The organism is Dactylosporangium sp. NPDC050588, assembly GCF_040654975.1.
Classification (GTDB): domain Bacteria; phylum Actinomycetota; class Actinomycetes; order Mycobacteriales; family Micromonosporaceae; genus Dactylosporangium; species Dactylosporangium maewongense.
Genome location: NZ_JBFAJA010000020.1, coordinates 108,479 through 126,089 on the forward strand (window position 1 = coordinate 108,479; position 17,611 = coordinate 126,089).

Consider the following 17,611-nt stretch of genomic DNA (forward strand, 5'->3'; position numbering starts at 1 on the left):
GACCACCCCCATGAGCGAGTACGGCGAGATCGAGACCAGCGAAGGCCACAGCGGCCTCGCGGAGGCGCACGAGGCGAGTGTCGGCGAGCAGGACTACAACTCGCAGTACGGCATCCTCGAGACCGACCACCAGAGCATCGAGCACACCGAGTACGAGAACGTCAAGCACATCGAGTACACGGACGCCGCGGGCAACCACTACGAGGTGACCGAGTACACGCGGTACGAGCACACCGAGATCGAGCAGGAGCACACCTTCGCCGCGTACGGCCAGGAGGGCTCCGCCGGGTTCGGTGCGGCCGAGATCGAGGGCGCCGAGGCTTCGGACGACTCGCACGTCATGTCGCTCACGGAGCGCTTCGAGAGCTTCCTCGGCAACGTCATGGACGGCCCGAACTACGAGATCTCCGACAGCAGCGCCTGACCACCCGCCGGGTGCGTCTCGACTGCGCTAGGAACGCCGGTCGGCCTTCGGGCCGGCCGGCGTTCCGCGGTTCCGGGAGCCCGCAGGGCAGGACCGGGCGTCAGGAGTACGTGGCGATGACCGGCAGCATCTCCGCCATCCGGTCCCACGCCACCGGCGCCGGCACCCGCACGAACACGAACTCGACCACCACGCCGTCGGACGCCCACGCGCACCAGGCCTCGGGCGCGGGGAGCCCGACGGAGTCCCGGCACAGCGCGACGCCGCCGATCGCGAGCGGGCCGCGCCGCACCATCTCCTCGGCCCACAGCGTGGTCTGCGCGCGGGCCGGGTCCTGCGCGGCGAGCCACGCGTCGACCGCCGCCTGCGGGCCGTCCTGCGTGAAGCGCGCGCCGACCTGCCCCGTCAGCATCACCATGTACTGAGGGTCGAGCGGATCCTCGTAGGTCGCCGAGTACGGATCCGGGACCGGCGGGGGATCGTCCGACCGCCGCATCGTGCCCGCCTTCGCCGGTGCCTTGAGCGCCCACACCCGCGGCGGACCCGCCGGAGCGCCGCTGGGCGGCCGCGACGACAGGGACGGGGCGGCCGGCGCGGCGGGCCGGGAATAGGTGGGCGCGGTGGACCGGGGCAGCTCCGGCCTGTCGTTCAGGTAGGCGGACACACAGACGCACGCGACCAGGCTGACCACGCCGGCGAGGACGAGGGCGACGACGGCGGGCCGCCGGGCCCCCTGGGCGAAGGGCGGCGCGGGTGCCGGCTGCGGCGGTGGCCCGTACACCGGCGGCGTCGGGAACTCGCCGGCCGGCGTGCCCCGCTCGTCCGGGTCGCCCGGCGGCGGCCCGTCGGGCAGGTGCCAGCCGTGCCCGGACTCCGGTAACACCACAGCGACCCCCCGTCACCACCCTTGAACCCGCGAAGGATACGGGATCAGGGGCCCTCCCGCCGGATGCGGCGGCGGTACGGTGGCGGACATGGCGACCATGAGGACCGTCGATGCGGGGCGCGGGCGTGCGGACCTCGGGATCCTCACGGCCGGGCTCGCCGTGTCGGTCGCCGGCGACGCCGCCGCGTTCATCGCGCTGCTGCTGCGGCTCCAGCCGCACGGCAGCGGGTGGGTCGCCGCGCTCCTCGCCGCGGAGCTGGTGCCGGTCGTGGTGCTGGCCCCGGTGGTGGGCCGCGTCGTCGACCGGCTCGAGACGCGTGGCGTGCTGATCGTCGCGCTGCTCGGCCAGGCGCTGGTCGCGGTGCCGCTCGCGCTGCTGGACGGCCCGCTGCCGACGGTGCTGCTGTTCGCGGCGCTCGCGGCGCTGGCGGCGTTCGTCCGGCCGGCGACGAGCTCGCTGGTGCCGGCCATCACCGGGCCCAGCGGCCGGGAGCGCGGCTACGCCCGGCTGTCGCTGGGCTTCGGCCTCGGCTGGATCTTCGGCCCCGCCGCCGGCGGGCTGTTCACCGGCTGGCTCGGCGTGCGGGCCGCGGTGCTCGCCGACGCGGCCACGTTCGCGCTGCTCGCCGGCGCGTGCGCGCTGCTCACCGTCCGCCGCCGCCCCGACCCCTCGGCCGCGGCCGACGACCGGTCCGGCGGGCTGCGGCTGCTGCTCGCCGACCGGGTCCTGACCGTCGCGGTCCTCGGCGTCGCGATCAGCGTCGGCGCCGCCATCGTCGACAACGTCGCGGCGCCGTTCCGGTTCGTCGACCAGCTCGGCGCCTCCTCCGCGCAGTACGGCCTCTACCTCACCGTCTGGGGCGCCGGCGTCCTCGTGGGCTCGCAGCTGCTGCCCCTGCTGCACCTCAGCCACCGGGTCGCCGTCGCCGTCGCGTGCCTCGCCATGGGCGCCGGCATCGCGGGCATCGGCCTCGCCCCCGGCCTGCTGCTCGCCTACGCCGCCGCGGCCCTCGGCGGCGCCGGCAACGGCATCCTCAACGTCGCCCAGAACGCCCTGATCACCGCCCGCACCCCGCCCGAACGCCACGGCCGCCTCTTCGCCACCGTCAGCGCCGTCAATCAGACCGCGATCGGCGGCGGCACCGCGGCCGCGGCCCCGCTGGTCGCCTGGCTCGGCGGCGGCGGCGCCCTCATCACCGCCGGCCTGACCACGATGGCCGCCGCCGCGGCCCTCCTCCTCGTCACCACCGGCGCCACCGAGCCCACCGACCCCGGCGAGCCCACCGCCGGCGCCAAGGAGCCCGCCGGCGAGCAGGCGCCCGCCTGAACACCTCCGCGGAGGGGCGGATCAAGGTGGGTGATACCGGGCAACGGTGTCGGGTGGGTGACAGGTCAGCGCAAGTGTTCGCCAAGTCCGCGCCAAGTGGCGACCTGCATGCTCTTCTCAGCGGCAACCGAAAGGGTCCCACCCCCCCCCGGGACCCTCGCACGGACTAGCTCGAAGGCCCCCCTTCGATACACATATATCGCTGGACCGGTAGAGCGGCGCTCCTCCCTCGCGCCGCTCTACCAAGCATTCCGGCGCGGGGTTCAGCCGGTGAAGAGCAGCAGCAGGCCCGCGACGGTGTAGGCGACCATCAACCCCAGCAGCGGCACCTGGCCGGTCATGGCCTGGGCGCGGGGGAAGACCTTCAGGGCCCGGTCGTGGGCGAGGACGGTGCCGACGAGGTGGCCGAGGATGATCGCGGTGATCTGGACGTTGGCGACGCCCGTCGGGGTGATCACGCCGGTCCACGGGTCGAAGTCCGGCCGGTCGAACAGGAGCGCGACGGTGCGCTGGCCCTCCAGGACGAACAGCGAGTAGTAGTGCGCCACGACGTAGCCGACGACGATCGGCACGATCGAGTGGGCCAGCTCGCCCGGCATGCGCTCCGCCGACGTGTGGCCGCGCCGGCCCGAGGTGCGGGTCGCCACGGTGTACGCGAGCGCCACCGCACCGATGACCGCCAGCAGGCCGAGGGTGCCGGTGACGGGGGCGGGCAGCCCGTTCTCCTGGGTGAACCGCAGCCAGAAGAGCGCGCCGGACATCGCGTCGTAGAAGGTGGCGCCGAGCAGCACGACGGCGACGGCGACGAGCCCGGGCGCGGGGCGCAGGCCGGCGATGCCGTCGAGGGGGTTGCGCCAGGCGAGCGTGCCGTCGGGGCGGCGGCCGATGACGGCGAGCCGGCCGGCGAGGTCGCTGAGCACCTCGAACGCGTCGCCGCGGGTGTGCCAGTCGGGGCCGTAGACGAAGGCGCCGGCGAGCATGGCCACGGCGTACACGGCCAGCCAGGTGCCGATGACGGGCAGGGTCGCCCGGTCGGGGGCGACGAGCTCCAGCCACGCGAACGCGAAGAGCCCCGCGGCCGCGGGCCAGTAGCCGACGCCCTCGGGCAGCGGGCGGCGGGGCCTGAAGCCCAGCGACAGCGTGCGCAGCGGGTTCAGGGCCCGCCAGACGGGGCCGAGCAGGAGCGACAGCGGCACCAGCCCGACCCAGAACAGCACGTACACGATGCCGGCCGCCGGGTTGTCGGCCGTGTCGGGCAGCGTGAACGTCCACGCCAGGACGGCCAGCAGCAGGATGCCCACGAGCCGGGGGATGACGGCGGGCACCGGGACGGTCCGCACGGGGCGGCCGGCGGCGGGGTCGAGCCGCGGGGCGCGCCACGCGACGCCGAGCACCACGAACGACACGATCAGCGCGGCGGCGGCGCCGACGAGCAGCTGGCCCAGCGTGAGCGGCAGGTCCTGGCGGCCGCCGACACCGTGGGCCAGGGCCGGCGCGAGGTCCGTGTTCACCGGACCACGAGCTGGAAGAGCACCAGGTGCGACGCGTGCGTCTCCACCTCGAACAACCCGGTCCGGTCGACCCGCAGCTCGAGCGACGCGGGCGCCCCGGCCGGCAGCGCCAGGCTCTTGTCATAGCCGTGGACGTGCAGCTCGTCGGCGATGTCGGAGGTGACGGTGATCCGCACCAGGTTGCCCTTGGCGACCTCGACCCGGCCGGTCGGCGGCGTCACCTTCTTCTTCGCGACGGTGACGACGATCTCCTTGTCGAAGGTCGCGGCCGGCGACGGCGGCGCCGAGGAGGTTCCCGCGGTCGGTGACGGCGCGTCGGCACCGGCGGCGGCGGCCGTCGCGGTCGTGGTGGACGGCGCCGGCGCAGGTGTTGCAGGGTCGGCGGAGCACCCCGTGAGGGCCAGGACGAGCGCGGCGGCGAGGACGGTGGCACGAGCTGCAGGCACGAAAAGGCTCCCGAGGTGACGGGGGGTTTGTCAGGGCTGTGAATTTAGCGTCTTGTCGCTCATGGGGGAACCCGGCATCATGTGCCGATGCGATCGGTCCGTGTCGGTGCGTCGAAGATCGCGGTGCTGGCGCTCGTCGCCGTGCTCGGCGTCGTGCTGCCCGCACATCCTGCCTCAGCCCACGGCCAGCTGGCCATGTCCGACCCGGTGCAGGACAGCACCGTCGACAAGCCGCGCGCCGAGGTGGCGCTGTACTTCACCGAGCAGCCCGCCTCGTTCGCCTGGTTCACGGTCACCGCGCCGTCCGGGCTGCGGGTCGAGGGCGGCTGGCGGACCGGGGAGCCGAAGCGCCTCGACAAGCCCGTCCAGGAGTACTTCATGGTCGACGGGAAGTTCGAGCCCAGGTCGTACAACACCGGCTTCCCGGCGCTCGTCCCGGTGTCGCACTGGCCTGAGCAGGGCCTGTACACGGCCGCCTACCAGACGGTCGCCTCCGACGGGGAGGCCGTGAAGGGGCAGCTGCGGTTCACCTACAGCGGCCCGGTGACGCCGGCGCCGGCGGGCTGGACCGCGCCGACCGCCGGCCCGTCCGAGGCGCTGACCCGCGCGCTCAACAAGGAGGGCGCCCCACCGGCGACGGCCGGGCCGACCCAGGGCCCGCAGCAGGCGCAGCCGCCGGTGTCGGCGCCGGCGCCGGTGAAGACGCCGTTCGTGCTCACCGACTGGCTGATCCCGGCGCTGCTCATCGTGGGTGTCGGCCTCATGATCGGGCTCGCGGCCCGGCGCGCGCCGGTGCAGCCGGAGAAGAAACGCCGCAAGGCCGCCCTCCGCTGAGGAGGACGGCCGCGACGGCACCGGTCAGCCGGTGGTGGTGCCGCAGGTCGCCTGGATCTGCGCGGTGAGCCGCTCGGCGAAGGCCGGGTCGGCGATGACCCGTTGCTGATACTGCTCGACCTGTGCGTCGGCCAGCCCCGTGTACAGGGGTTTGCTGGCGTACGCGTCGGCCATCGCCGCCGGGTCGGTGTAGACCCGCGACTGGACCGAGCACAGGTGCGCCGCCGTCGTGTCCAGGAAGATCGTCTCCATCCGTTCGGGTGTCAACGACGCACTGGCGGACGGTCCGGCCGCCGACGGTGCGGAGATCTTCGCCGGGGTCTTCGAGCCCTCGTCACCGCAGCCCGCCAGGCCGGCGGTGACCGCGAGGGCGGCGATGGTGAGCAGCACACGCGAGCGGATCATGTCAGCGTCCTCCTTAGACGACGACCAGCGTGAGGTCGTTGGTGTCGGTGATGCCGGCGTACGTCTGCTTGACCGTCAGCTTGTAGGTGCCCACCGCCACGTTCGTGGCGTCGAACTTCACGGCGGCGAAGTCGTCGGTGCCGACGGCCAGCGCCGCGGCCTGGTTGGGCTGGGTGTACGCGCGCTCCTGCGGGTAGCTGACGACCAGGCCGGTCGGGCCGCCGGAGACGGTGATCCGCAGGTCGTCGACGCCGCCCTTGCGCGCCTGGAACACCAGCTGCGACCAGACCGGGGTCTTCTTCGGCACCGTCACCGTCGAGGTCTTCTGGGTGACGGCGTCCCCGGTGACCGACACGACCGGCAGGGTCGCGACCTGCGAGCCGGTGCGCTTCGTGCCGGTGCAGGTGGTCGCGCCGTCGGCCTTCTCGGTGTACGAGTAGTTCAGCGTCACCGGGTTCAGCGACACGAGCTTGTTCGTGGCGACGCTGATGTTGAACGCGATGTAGTCCACGCGCCCGGCGGCGAGCGAGTCACCCTTCGACAGCGACGAGTAGCTCTGCGTGTTCGACGGGTAGGTGATGGTGAGGCCTGCCCCGGAGGCGGTGACCCGCACGTCGCAGACGTCGCCGGCCGCACCCCACAGGGTGCCCACCCAGCCCGACTGCCCCGGCAGCATCGGCGCGAGCAGCGGCACCACCAGGCCCAGGTCCGGGGTCGCGGCGCTGGCCGGCGCCGCGGCGGGGACGATGGCGGCCGCGCCCGCGGCGCAGGCGAGGGCGATCGAGGCTGATCGGCGCATCGGAGAGGTCCTTCTCTGTTGATGACGGCTGCCTGATGACGAGTTCCAGATCGGCCGGGCCGGCGGCCGGTTGAGCTAGCCCGTGAGCGCTATCCAGGTGTCGTACTGGTGCACCGCGATTCCCTCGAACGCGGCGTAGCGCTGCGCGGCCCGGTCGACGTCGCTGAGCGTGGCCCGCATGGCGCTGTCCGTGCCGCCGTGGAACGTGCAGTACGCGCAGTCACCGAGCGCCTGCGTCTCCGCGCCCAGCCGGGCCGGTTTCGCCGCCTTCCCGGCCCGCCGCAGCAGGTCGTCGGCGACGCCGAGCATCGAGTTGCCGCCGGTCGCGGTGTTGCGGTAGCTCATCACCGTGACGCCGTCGACCCGGGCGAGCACGGCGTCGGCCAGGTTCTCCCCGCCGACCTGGACCGTCGGCAGCCAGAAGGGCACGTCGAGCTCGACCGGCGGGCCGATCAGCACCAGCTCGTCCAGCAGCCGCAGCAGCTGCGGCACGAGCGCCGCCTGCCGCTCCTCCCAGGCCGGCAGCAGGTAGGGCTCGACGTCGACGTGCAGCCCCCGGAACAGGCCGGACGCCGCGGCGGCCCGCGCCCAGGCGAGCGCGGTCGCGTGGTCGGTCGTCCAGGCCGGTTCGCCGCCGAGCGCGTCGAGGGCGATCCCGGCGTCGTCACACAGCGCACGCAACCGGGTCAGCTCCGTCACGTCGGCGCGCGGGTCGTAGTACGCGAAGATCGTCGTCACCGAGCGGGCCTTCGCCCAGTCGACGACGGCCTCCGGCCGCTCCCGCTCCCACAGCCACATGGCCCGGGTGCCCGGCGGCGCCACGCTCGTCTCCGGTGCCAGGGGCGGCAGGCGCGGCCGTACCGACGCGACGACCAGACCCATGGTCGACACGACGCACAGGACGGCGTGCGCGACGCTCCTCCACATGTCATCTGTTCGGCCGGTCGTGCCCGGCCCGAAGGATTTGGGTCACGTTGACGTCACTGGGAGCCGTGGGACACGATGAACCCCGAGCGGTCATAGGGAGGAACCCAGTGCGAATCTGGGACGGTCCCGCCACTGTGACCGGGGAGCCACCCTCCAGCGTCAGGGCCACGGCCGCGAGCCGGAAGGTCGGGGGATGGCGGCGATCCGGGAGTCAGGAGACTCCAGCCGCTCGTGCTCCATGACCCAGCGGGCGCGGACCCGCTCGAGGAGGATGTGCCCGTGACGTCGCCGTATCCGTTCTCGGCCGTGGTCGGCCTGCCCGACCTGCGCCTGGCCCTGCTGCTCACCGCCGTGTCACCGGCGATCGGCGGGGTCCTCGTCCGGGGTGAGAAGGGCACCGCCAAGTCGACCGTCGTGCGTGGCCTCGCCGCGCTCCTGCCGGAGGTCGACGTCGTCGCCGGCTGCCGCTTCGCCTGCGACCCGCTGGCTGCCGACCCTTCGTGCCCCGACGGCCCGCACACCGCCGGCACGCCCGCCGCCCGGCGCCGCTCCGCGCTGGTCGAGCTGCCCGTCGGCGCCACCGAGGACCGGGTCGTCGGCACCCTCGACCTGCAGCGGGCCCTCGGCGAGGGCGTGAAGGCCTACGAGCCCGGCCTGCTTGCCGCCGCGCACCGGGGCGTCCTCTACGTCGACGAGGTCAACCTGCTGCCCGACCACCTCGTCGACCTGCTCCTCGACGCCGCCGCGATGGGCCGCGCCCACGTCGAGCGCGACGGGGTCTCCGTCAAGCACGCCGCCCGCTTCCTGCTCGTCGGCACCATGAACCCGGAGGAGGGCGAGCCGCGGCCGCAGCTCGTCGACCGGTTCGGCCTGGTCGTCGGCGTGGCCGCGCCCGCCACGGTCGAGCCGCGGGCCGAGGTGGTGCGGCGGCGGCTGCAGTACGAGAACGACCCCGCCGGGTTCGCCGCCCGCTACGTCGAGCAGGACGCGGCCCTGGCGGGCAGGATCGTCGCCGCCAGGCAGATCCTGCCCCGGGTCACGCTGCCGGACGCGCAGCTGGACCGGATCGCGCGGATCTGCATCGCGTACCGGGTGGACGGCCTGCGCGCCGACATCGTCGTGGCCCGCACGGCGGTCGCCGTCGCCGCCTGGCACGGCCGGACCGTCGTGACGAAGGACGACCTGCGGGACGCGGCCCGGCTCGCGCTGCCGCACCGGCGCCGCCGCGACCCCCTGGACCCGCCGGGCGCGGACCAGGAGCGCCTGGAGGAGATCCTCGACCAGGAGCTCAACGGCCCCGACGACGCTTCCGACGACGGCGGCTCCGGCACCGACGGCCCTGACGGCGGCCCCGATGGCGGCGGCCCTGACGGCGGCTCTGACACCGGCGGCCCCGATGGCGGCGGCCCGGACAGTGGCGGTCCTGACGGCGGCGGCCCTGACGGCGGTGTCCCGCCTCCACCGAGCACTTCTACCGACTCGTCCGACATTTCCGGTTCGCCGGGTCCGGTCGACGATCCGGGTGGCCGCCCGACCCCCGAACAAACGTTGGTCAATACGTCGGACGTCGATGGGGACACCGGTCCCGCCACGGGCCCGGCCGGGGACCTCGCGTTCGCGCAGGCCCCGTACAAGACGCGGCTCTTGAAGATCGGTGGGAGGGCCAACCGGCAGCAGGGCTCCCACGCCGGCCGGCGCTCACCCGCGCACGGCCGGCACGGCCGCGTCGTGCGGTCCCGGCAGCCCAGCGGCAAGCTCGTCAGCCTGCACCTGCCCGACACCGTGCGCGCCGCCGCGCTGCGCGGGTCCCGCCGCGTCCACGCCCGCGACCTGCGCGAGGCGGTCAAGGTGGGCCGGGAGGCCAACCTCGTGCTGTTCGTCGTCGACGCGTCCGGGTCGATGGCGGCCCGGCAGCGGATGACCGTCGTGAAGACGGCCGTGCTGTCGCTGCTGCGCGACGCGTACCAGCGCCGGGACAAGGTCGGCATGATCACCTTCCGCGGCGCGGAGGCCACCACGGTCCTCGAGCCGACCGCCAGCCACGAGGTCGGCGTGCTGCGCCTCGCCGAGCTGCGCACCGGCGGCCGGACCCCCCTCGCGGCGGGACTGCGCCAGGCCGCCCGCACGCTGCACGGCGAGAAGCGCCGCGACGCCCGCCGCCGCCCGCTGCTCGTCGTCGTCACCGACGGCCGCGCGACCAGCGGCCCCGACCCGATGACCGTCGCGCCCGCGCTCGCCGGCATCCCCGCAGTCGTCGTCGACTGCGAGTCCGGCCCCGTGCGGCTCGGCCTCGCCGGCCGCCTCGCCCGGGCGCTGTCCGCCGACTGCCTGCCGCTGTCGGCACTGTCCACCGCCACGATCCGCACGGGGAGCTGAACATGCCGCAGGGCAAGGTCGAGAGCGTGCCGGACGACGGGCTCACCACCCGCCAGCGCCGCCGGCAGCACATCCTGGCCGTCCACACCGGACAGGGCAAGGGCAAGTCGACGGCCGCGTTCGGGATGGCGCTGCGCGCCTGGAGCGCCGGCTGGCCGATCGCCGTCTACCAGTTCGTGAAGAGCCCCAAGTGGCGCGTCGGCGAGGAGACCGCCCTCAAGGCCCTCGGCGAGACGGGCAAGGGCGGCCCCGTCGTGTGGCAGAAGATGGGCGAAGGCTGGTCCTGGATCCAGCGCCCCGGCACCGAGCGCGACCACGCCGCCGAGGCCGCCGAGGGCTGGGAGCAGATCAAGCGCGACCTGGCCGCGGAGGCGCACCGGTTCTACGTGCTCGACGAGTTCACGTACCCGATGAAGTGGGGCTGGGTCGACGTCGCCGACGTCGTCGCCACCCTGCGGGACCGGCCCGGCAACCAGCACGTCGTCATCACCGGGCGCGACGCGCACCCCGACCTCGTCGCGATCGCCGACCTCGTCACCGACATGACGAAGGTCAAGCACCCCATGGACGCGGGGCGTAAAGGCCAGCAGGGCATCGAGTGGTAGCCCGTATCGTCGTCGCGGCGCCGGCCTCCGGCCACGGCAAGACGACCGTGGCGACCGGGCTCCTCGCCGCGTTCGCGGCCCGCGGCCTGCGCGTGGCGCCGTTCAAGGTCGGCCCGGACTACATCGACCCCGGCTACCACGCGCTCGCCGCGGGCCGCCCCGGACGCAACCTCGACCCGGTCCTCGTCGGCGAGGAACGGATCGGTCCGCTGTTCGCGCACGGCTCAGCCGGCGCCGACGTCGCGGTCGTCGAGGGGGTCATGGGCCTGTTCGACGGGCGCACCGGCGCGGGCGAGCTCGGCTCCACCGCACACGTCGCGAAGCTGCTCGACGCGCCCGTCGTCCTCGTGGTCGACGCGACCGCGCAGGCCCGGTCGATCGCCGCGGTCGTGCACGGGTTCCGGTCGTTCGGGTCCGGCGTGCGCATCGCCGGGGTGGTGCTCAACCGGGTCGGCTCCGACCGGCACGAGCAGATCCTCCGCGACGCGTGTGCCGAGGTCGGCACGCCCGTCCTCGGGGTGCTGCGCCGCCACGACGCGGTCGCCGCCCCGTCCCGGCACCTCGGCCTCGTCCCCGTCGTCGAACGCCACGCCGAGGCACTCGAGTCCGTGCGGGCCCTCGCCGCCGTGGTCGCCTCCGGCGTGGACCTGGACGCGGTCCTCGCCGTCGCCCGCTCGGCGCCCTCGTTCGCCGCTGCGCCGTGGACGCCGTCGGTGGGCGAGCCCGTCGCCGGGCGGCCCGTGGTCGCGGTCGCCGGCGGACCCGCGTTCTCCTTCAGCTACGCCGAGACGGTCGAGCTGCTCACCGCCGCCGGCGCCGAGGTGTCCATCGTGGACCCGTTGCGTGACGAGGCGCTGCCGCCCGGCACGCGCGGGCTGGTCGTCGGTGGCGGTTTCCCCGAGGTGTACGCGCAGCAGCTGTCCGACAACGCGCCGCTCCGCGAGGCGGTCGCCGCACTCGCCGCCCGCGGCGCCCCGATCGCGGCCGAGTGCGCCGGGCTGCTGTGGCTGGCGCGGACCCTGGACGGCCGGCCGATGTGCGGCGTGCTGCCCGTCGACGCCGCCATGACCCCGAAGCTGACCCTCGGCTACCGCGACGCCGTCGCCGTCGCAGACAGCGTCCTCGCCGCCGCCGGCACCCGGGTCAGCGGCCACGAGTTCCACCGCACCGCCGTCACCCCGTCCTCCGGCGACGCGCCCGCGTGGGCCTGGCACGGTGAGCGCGGGACGGTCCGCGAGGGGTTCGCGGCCGGGTCGGTGCACGCGTCGTACCTGCACCTGCACTGGGCCGGCGCCCCGCACCTCGCGCACAGGCTGGTCTCGGCATGCGCGTAGTGCTCGGGTTCGGCGCCCGCTCCACCGCCACCGCCGCCGACGTCGAGGCCCTCCTGCCCGCCTTCACCGGCGACGTGGTGCTCGCCCTGTCCACCGTGGACACCAGGGCGGACCTGGCGGAGGAGCTGGCGTCCCGGCACGGCTGGGAGGTCGTCACCCACCCGGCGTCCGCGCTCGCCGCCGTCGAGGTGCCGAACCCGTCGCCGCGGGTCGCCGCCCACACCGGCACCCCGAGCGTCGCCGAGGCCGCCGCACTGCTCACCGCCCGCACCGCCGCGTCCAAGCCCCTCCCCGGCCGGTCCACCGCGCCGCCGTCGGCCGGGTCCGCCGCTCTGTCTGCGCCGGGGTCCGCCGCGCCGCCTTCGGCTGGGTCTGCCGCGCCGCCTTCGGCTGGGTCTGCCGCGCCGCCTTCGGCTGGGTCCACCGCGACGGTTCCCGATCAGTCTGACGTGCCACCCCCCGCACAGACGTTGGTCACTACGACCTCGCTCGATGGCCCGGCGGTGCTCGTCGTCGCCAGGCAGTCGTCCGCGGTCGCGACCCTCGCCGTCGCGGCGGTCGCGCCCGAGGTGACCGTCGTCGGGATCGGCGCCGACGGCCTGGAGTCCGTGTCGCCGGCCGGGCGTGCCGCGATCGCCGGGGCCACCGTCGTGTTCGGCAGCGGCCGGCAGCTCGACCTCGCCGCCGTCACCGCGAAGCGGGTCGAGTGGCCGTCGCCGCTCGTGCCCGCCCTGCCGCGGCTGCTCGCCGAGCACCACGCCGACCGGGTCGTGGTCCTCGCCAGCGGCGACCCCACGTACTACGGCATCGGCAGCACCCTCGTCAGGCTGCTCGGCGCGGCGCACGTGCACGTGGTGCCGCACCCGTCGTCGGTGTCCCTCGCGTGCGCGCGGCTCGGCTGGGCCCAGGACGACGTCGAGGTCGTCAGCGCCGTCGGCCGGTCCGTCGACGCGCTGCGCCGGGTCCTCCACAATGGACGCCGGGTGCTCGTCCTCAGCTCCGGCGCCGCCACGCCGCCGTCGGTGGCCGCGATCCTCGCCGAGACCGGGTTCGGCGGCAGCACCGTCACCGTCCTGGAGTCGCTCGGCGGCCCGGACGAGCGGATCCACCACGACGTCACGGCCGCCGGCCCGCTGAACGTCGTCGCCGTCGACTGCCGCGGCAGCGGTGCCGCCCTGACCCCGGGACTCGCGGACGACTCGTACAGCAGCGACGGCCAGCTCACCAAGCGCGAGATCCGCGCCGTCACCCTCGCCGCGCTCGGCCCCCGCCCCGGCGAGCTGCTGTGGGACGTCGGCGCCGGCTCGGGCAGCATCGCGATCGAGTGGCTGCGCGCGCACCGCTCGTGCCGCGCCGTCGCCGTCGAACGCGACCCCGTCCGGGCCGAGCGGGTCACCGCCAACGCCCGTACCCTCGGCGTCCCGCACCTGTCCACAGTGGTCGGTGCCGCGCCCGGCGCGCTCGACGGCCTCACCCCGTCCGAAGCGACACCGGACGCCGTCTTCATCGGCGGCGGCTTCACCGCGGCAGAGGTGTTCGAGCGCTGCTGGTCGGCGCTGCGCCCCGGCGGCCGGCTCGTCGTCAACGCGGTCACCGTCGCCTCGGAGCGGCTCGTCGCCGAGCTCCACGAGACGCACGGCGGCTCCCTGACCCGGATCGCGGTCCAGCGTGCCGCACCCGTCGGCGGGTTCCTCGCCTGGCGGCCGATGATGCCGGTGACGCAATGGGTGGTGTGGAAATGACGGTGTACTTCATCGGTGCCGGACCGGGCGCCGCGGACCTCATCACGGTCCGCGGCCGCGACGTCCTCGCCCGGACCCGGGTCTGCCTGTACGCGGGCAGCCTCGTGCCGGTCGAGCTCCTCGACGTGTGCCCGCCCGGCGCCCGGCTCGTCGACACCGCGAACCTCGACCTCGACCAGATCCTCGCCGAGCTGACCACCGCGCACGCCGCCGGCCTCGACGTCGCCCGCCTGCACTCCGGCGACCCCTCGGTCTTCAGCGCGATGGCCGAGCAGCTGCGCCGCCTCGACGCCGCGGGCGTGCCCTACGAGATCGTGCCGGGCGTCCCCGCGTTCGCCGCCGCGGCCGCCTCGCTGGGCCGCGAGCTGACCGTGCCGGGCGTCGCGCAGACCCTCATCCTCACCCGCACCGCCGCCCGCGCCACCCCGATGCCCCCGGGCGAGGAACTGTCCACACTGGCCGCCAGCCGCGCCACGATCGTGCTCCACCTGGCCGTGCAGCGCATCGCCGTCCTCGTCGAGGAGCTGATCCCCTGGTACGGCGAGGACTGCCCCGCCGCCGTCGTCGCCCGCGCCAGCCGCCCCGACGAGGTCATCCTCCGCGGCACCCTCGCCGACATCGCCCAGCAGGTCCAGGAGGCGGGCATCCTGCGCACCGCCGTCATCGTCGTCGGCCGCGTCCTCACCGCCGAGGAGTTCCCCGACAGCCACCTGTACTCCACCACCCGCCACCGCTCATGAGCCTCGACCCGTACCTCGCCGCCGGCGAGGTCGTGCAGGCGGACCACCCGGCCGTCCGTGCGGCCGCGGCGGCGCTGCGGGGAGGGCGTGACGACACCGGCTTCGCGCGGGTGGCGTTCGAGTTCGTACGAGACGAAGTGCGGCACTCGGTCGATGCCAGGGATCCGCGGGTCACGGTCACCGCGGCGGAGGTGCTCGAGCAGCGCGTCGGCCTGTGCTACGCCAAGTCACACCTGCTCGCCGCCCTGCTGCGGGCCGAGGGCGTGCCGGCCGGCCTCTGCTACCAGCGCCTCGCGACCGGCGACGGCGGCTTCGTGCTGCACGGCCTCGTCGCCGTGCGCCTCGACGGCCGGTGGCACCGGCAGGACCCGCGCGGCAACAAGCCGGGCGTCGACGCGCAGTTCTCGCTCGCCGGCCCGCGGCTGGCCTTCACCGTCGACCCGGCGGCGGGGGAGTGCGACTACGAGCCCGTGTTCGCGACCCCCGACCCGGGCGTCCTGGCCGCCCTGCGCTCCACCACCGACGTCCTCGCCCTGTGCGCCGAGGGCCTGCCCGACTCCCTGAGCGACCGCTGACCTGACCCGACGCCGTCGAGGACCTCGCCGCCGGCGGTGATCCCGCAGGCGAGCGGTGTGCTCACCCCTGGGGCCGGTCGACCGGCCAGAGCACGGGATCGATGCTGGTCAGGGTGTCGCGCAGCCTGGCGGCGCCCCGGCGGACCCGCGGGCCGGCGCCCTCGACCATCGCGTCGCACTGGCGCACCGCGGCGTCGCGCTCGTCGGCGTAGATGTCGAACACGTGGTGGACGGCCGTGCCGAGCCAGTTGGCGTGGCTGTCGCCGGCGCCCGCCCGCGCTGCCGCCACCGCCGTCAGCCCGGCGGCGTCCATGCGCCGGAGCAGGGCGGTGGCGGTGACCAGGGTGACGTACGTGTCGCCCGGGTCGAGCAGGAGCCGGTGCAGCGGTTTTCGCGTCTCCGGCAGGTCCGCGAAGCTGGCCATGGCCCGGCCCGCGTCCGCACGGTCCCGGTAGTCGGGGCTCTCCGCCAGCCGTACCAGCGCCGCCACCACAGCACGTCGGGCCTCGTCGTCCATGGCTGCCATTCTCCGGGCGATGTGGGACGAGCGTCGAGCCGCGCCGCCGGCGCGCGCCGAGTGGATCGAGACTACGCCCGCCGCCGATGAGGTGTCGCACCGTCATCGGCGGCGTCGCCTGACGGGCCGTCAGGCGCGCGGCTCTCGCAGGACCGCCGCCGGGCGCGGCTCCGCCGCGGGAACGGGTTCGCGCAGGGCGGCGGACAGGGCGGCCGCCAGCACGGGCACGACGGCGAGGGCGATGAAGGCGCCGCGGGGCCCGTGGTGGTCGGCGATGAGGCCGAGCAGCGGCATCGCCAGGCCGCCGGCGCTGACGGCCAGGCCCAGGGTGACGCCGGCCGCGGTGCCGGGGCGGGTCGGCAGGTAGTCCTGGCCCAGCTTGACCAGCACGGCGAACGGGATGTTCGTGACCAGGCCGACCAGCAGCGCCAGCGGCAGCGCCAGGTAGGGCGACGGGCACAGGAGCATGACCGCGATCGCCGGGCCGAGCAGCAGGTTCCCCAGGCGTACGGTGCGCACGAGGCCGATCCGGTCGGCGATCCGGCCGCCGGCGAGGGTGCCCAGGACGCCGCCGCCGAGCTGCAGGGCGAGGGCGGCGCCGCCGAGGGTGGGGGAGGCGCCGAGGGTGTCGATCCAGTAGAGGGCGACGAACGTGTTGACGCCGAACGACACCGCCGAGCGGACGATCTCCACCGACGCGAGGACGGCGAACTGCGCGGGCCGGTCCCGCCCCTCGGCGGCGGCCCGCGCGGCGGCGGCGCCCGTGGTGCGGCGCTGGTGGCGGAGCAGGACGAAGCCCATGAGCACGGCCGGCGGGATGAACAGGGCGGTGGCGCCGACGCCCCACGCGTCCAGCGCCGGGGTCGCCAGGGCGGGTGCGACGAAGAAGCCGACGCTGCCGCCCGCGGCGAAGTAGCTCATCGCGGTCGCGCTCGACCCCGCCGCGAGCCGCGCGTCGCGCCCCGCGGCCGGGTGGAACATCGCCACGCCGAGGCCGGACAGCAGCAGGAGGGTCCAGACCACGGGGTACGACGGCGCCACCCCGGCGAGGCCCGCGCCGGTGCCGGCCAGGGCCACCCCCACCGGCGACATCCACGGCAGGCGGCGCCGGTCGGCGAGCACGCCGAAGACGAGCTGCGGCAGGGAGCTGCCGAGCGCGGCGGCCATGGCGAGCCCCGCGGCGGCGACGTAGCCGTAGTGGCGGTCGAGGACGAAGTACGGCACCGCGGCGGGCACGAGCCCCTGGTAGAAGTCGTCGACGGCGTGCGCCGCCGCCCACACCCGCATGCGCCGCCACGGGGAGGCGATCGCAGTTGCAACAGTCACCCGTTCAAGATCGCAGCGGGTGTACGGTGCGGGCTTCCGGTATTCTGCCGATCGATGTCGAACATCCGCCACATGCCGGTCGCTCCGACGAAAGCCACCGAGCACGGCTCCGGCTTTCACATCGACCGGCACCGCCACGACCAGCATCAGCTGGTGTACGTGAGCCGCGGGGTCATCGCCGTGCAGACGGAGGCCGGCGGGTGGGTCGCGGCGGCGGACCGGGCCGTGTGGATTCCCGCCGGCTGCTGGCACGAGCACCGGTTCCACGGCGCGAGCGCGTTCCACACCGTCGGGTTCGCCGACGAGGACGACCCGCCGCTGCCGGCCGGCGCGCCGACCGTCGTCGCGGTCGGCCCGCTCCTTCGAGAGCTGCTCGTCGCCTGCACCGACGCGGACCTGCCGGCCGATGAGGAGACGCGGCTGAGGGCGGTGATCCGGGACCGGCTGCACCGCGCGCCGCAGGAGCCGGTCGCCCTGCCCACCGCCCGCGACGGGAGGCTCGCCGCCGCGTGCGCGGCGGCCGCGGACCGCCTCGACGAGCCGCGGACCCTGGCCTCGCTGGCCCGGGAGGCCGGCGCGAGCGAGCGGACCCTGGCAAGGCTGTTCCGCGCCGAGTTCGGGATGACGTATCCGCAGTGGCGCACCAACGTCCGCGTGTACCGCGCGATGATCCTCCTCGCGGGCGGGCTGCCGGTCACGGCGGTCGCGCACCGGTGCGGGTTCGCGACGCCGAGCAGCTTCGTCGACACGTTCCGCCGCGCGACCGGCCAGACCCCGGGCGTCTACGCGGCTCGTGAACGGGCCGGTTGAGGCGCGTCCCGCGAACGGGCCGGCTGA

General features: G+C 75.0%; 18 protein-coding genes and 1 riboswitch. Of the genes, 10 read left to right on the forward strand and 8 right to left on the reverse strand.

Going from position 1 to position 17,611, the window contains the following annotated elements:
• Nucleotides 1-10 precede the first annotated feature (10 nt).
• On the forward strand, nucleotides 11-424 hold the full coding sequence (locus tag AB0I21_RS16250) for a hypothetical protein (RefSeq protein WP_360561803.1): 414 nt from the start codon (nucleotides 11-13) through the stop codon (nucleotides 422-424).
• A gap of 100 nt (nucleotides 425-524) precedes the next feature.
• On the opposite strand, the gene AB0I21_RS16255 is transcribed toward AB0I21_RS16250, so the two are convergent.
• Nucleotides 525-1,310, reverse strand: a complete 786-nt coding sequence (locus AB0I21_RS16255; RefSeq protein WP_360561805.1) for a hypothetical protein — start codon at nucleotides 1,308-1,310, stop codon at nucleotides 525-527.
• Nucleotides 1,311-1,398: 88 nt separating this feature from the next.
• Here AB0I21_RS16255 and AB0I21_RS16260 point away from each other — a divergent pair, with 88 nt between their 5' ends.
• On the forward strand, nucleotides 1,399-2,637 hold the full coding sequence (locus AB0I21_RS16260; RefSeq protein ID WP_360561807.1) for an MFS transporter: 1,239 nt from the start codon (nucleotides 1,399-1,401) through the stop codon (nucleotides 2,635-2,637).
• Nucleotides 2,638-2,900: 263 nt separating this feature from the next.
• Here the strand turns inward: AB0I21_RS16260 and AB0I21_RS16265 are convergent, their stop codons facing one another.
• Nucleotides 2,901-4,148: a hypothetical protein gene (locus AB0I21_RS16265; protein ID WP_360561809.1), complete on the reverse strand. Its 1,248-nt coding sequence runs from the start codon at nucleotides 4,146-4,148 to the stop codon at nucleotides 2,901-2,903.
• Nucleotides 4,145-4,594: a hypothetical protein gene (locus tag AB0I21_RS16270; protein ID WP_360561811.1), complete on the reverse strand. Its 450-nt coding sequence runs from the start codon at nucleotides 4,592-4,594 to the stop codon at nucleotides 4,145-4,147. The genes AB0I21_RS16265 and AB0I21_RS16270 overlap by 4 nt, the downstream gene beginning before the upstream one ends.
• An 87-nt stretch (nucleotides 4,595-4,681) precedes the next feature.
• Between AB0I21_RS16270 and AB0I21_RS16275 the strand changes: the two genes are divergently transcribed.
• Complete coding sequence (locus AB0I21_RS16275) at nucleotides 4,682-5,428, forward strand: copper resistance protein CopC (RefSeq protein WP_360561813.1); 747 nt, start codon at nucleotides 4,682-4,684, stop codon at nucleotides 5,426-5,428.
• 24 nt (nucleotides 5,429-5,452) lie between these two features.
• Here AB0I21_RS16275 and AB0I21_RS16280 read toward each other — a convergent pair whose 3' ends face one another.
• From AB0I21_RS16280 to AB0I21_RS16290, 3 genes are all read right to left on the reverse strand, one after another.
• The gene (locus AB0I21_RS16280; RefSeq protein ID WP_360561815.1) at nucleotides 5,453-5,833 is read right to left on the reverse strand and encodes a hypothetical protein; all 381 of its coding nucleotides are present in this window, start codon (nucleotides 5,831-5,833) and stop codon (nucleotides 5,453-5,455) included.
• Nucleotides 5,834-5,846: 13 nt separating this feature from the next.
• On the reverse strand, nucleotides 5,847-6,632 hold the full coding sequence (locus tag AB0I21_RS16285) for a hypothetical protein (RefSeq protein ID WP_360561817.1): 786 nt from the start codon (nucleotides 6,630-6,632) through the stop codon (nucleotides 5,847-5,849).
• Between the two features lie 75 nt (nucleotides 6,633-6,707).
• The gene (locus tag AB0I21_RS16290; RefSeq protein ID WP_360561819.1) at nucleotides 6,708-7,559 is read right to left on the reverse strand and encodes a hypothetical protein; all 852 of its coding nucleotides are present in this window, start codon (nucleotides 7,557-7,559) and stop codon (nucleotides 6,708-6,710) included.
• Nucleotides 7,560-7,629: 70 nt separating this feature from the next.
• Nucleotides 7,630-7,804, forward strand: a riboswitch (cobalamin riboswitch).
• A gap of 34 nt (nucleotides 7,805-7,838) precedes the next feature.
• Between AB0I21_RS16290 and AB0I21_RS16295 the strand changes: the two genes are divergently transcribed.
• From AB0I21_RS16295 to AB0I21_RS16320, 6 genes are read left to right on the forward strand one after another with little or no spacing between them, the layout of a single operon-like run.
• On the forward strand, nucleotides 7,839-9,935 hold the full coding sequence (locus AB0I21_RS16295) for a VWA domain-containing protein (RefSeq protein WP_360561821.1): 2,097 nt from the start codon (nucleotides 7,839-7,841) through the stop codon (nucleotides 9,933-9,935).
• A 2-nt stretch (nucleotides 9,936-9,937) separates the two neighbouring features.
• Nucleotides 9,938-10,540 (forward strand): cob(I)yrinic acid a,c-diamide adenosyltransferase, encoded by a 603-nt coding sequence (cobO, locus tag AB0I21_RS16300; protein ID WP_344502501.1) that lies wholly within the window; start codon nucleotides 9,938-9,940, stop codon nucleotides 10,538-10,540.
• Nucleotides 10,534-11,874 carry a cobyrinate a,c-diamide synthase gene (locus AB0I21_RS16305; protein ID WP_360561823.1) on the forward strand — a complete coding sequence of 447 codons (1,341 nt, stop codon included), beginning with the start codon at nucleotides 10,534-10,536 and terminating at the stop codon, nucleotides 11,872-11,874. The genes cobO and AB0I21_RS16305 overlap by 7 nt, the downstream gene beginning before the upstream one ends.
• The gene (cbiE, locus tag AB0I21_RS16310; protein ID WP_360561825.1) at nucleotides 11,865-13,616 is read left to right on the forward strand and encodes a precorrin-6y C5,15-methyltransferase (decarboxylating) subunit CbiE; all 1,752 of its coding nucleotides are present in this window, start codon (nucleotides 11,865-11,867) and stop codon (nucleotides 13,614-13,616) included. Before AB0I21_RS16305 ends, cbiE begins: the two co-directional genes overlap by 10 nt.
• Entirely contained in the window at nucleotides 13,613-14,356 is a 744-nt protein-coding gene (cobM, locus tag AB0I21_RS16315; protein WP_360561826.1) for a precorrin-4 C(11)-methyltransferase, read from the forward strand. Before cbiE ends, cobM begins: the two co-directional genes overlap by 4 nt.
• The gene (locus AB0I21_RS16320) at nucleotides 14,353-14,931 is read left to right on the forward strand and encodes a transglutaminase family protein (RefSeq protein WP_360561827.1); all 579 of its coding nucleotides are present in this window, start codon (nucleotides 14,353-14,355) and stop codon (nucleotides 14,929-14,931) included. Before cobM ends, AB0I21_RS16320 begins: the two co-directional genes overlap by 4 nt.
• A gap of 61 nt (nucleotides 14,932-14,992) precedes the next feature.
• Here the strand turns inward: AB0I21_RS16320 and AB0I21_RS16325 are convergent, their stop codons facing one another.
• Nucleotides 14,993-15,448 (reverse strand): hypothetical protein, encoded by a 456-nt coding sequence (locus tag AB0I21_RS16325; RefSeq protein ID WP_360561829.1) that lies wholly within the window; start codon nucleotides 15,446-15,448, stop codon nucleotides 14,993-14,995.
• Between the two features lie 129 nt (nucleotides 15,449-15,577).
• On the reverse strand, nucleotides 15,578-16,774 hold the full coding sequence (locus tag AB0I21_RS16330) for an MFS transporter (RefSeq protein WP_360561831.1): 1,197 nt from the start codon (nucleotides 16,772-16,774) through the stop codon (nucleotides 15,578-15,580).
• Between the two features lie 72 nt (nucleotides 16,775-16,846).
• Here AB0I21_RS16330 and AB0I21_RS16335 point away from each other — a divergent pair, with 72 nt between their 5' ends.
• Nucleotides 16,847-17,584 carry a helix-turn-helix transcriptional regulator gene (locus tag AB0I21_RS16335; protein ID WP_360561833.1) on the forward strand — a complete coding sequence of 246 codons (738 nt, stop codon included), beginning with the start codon at nucleotides 16,847-16,849 and terminating at the stop codon, nucleotides 17,582-17,584.
• Nucleotides 17,585-17,611 lie beyond the last annotated feature (27 nt).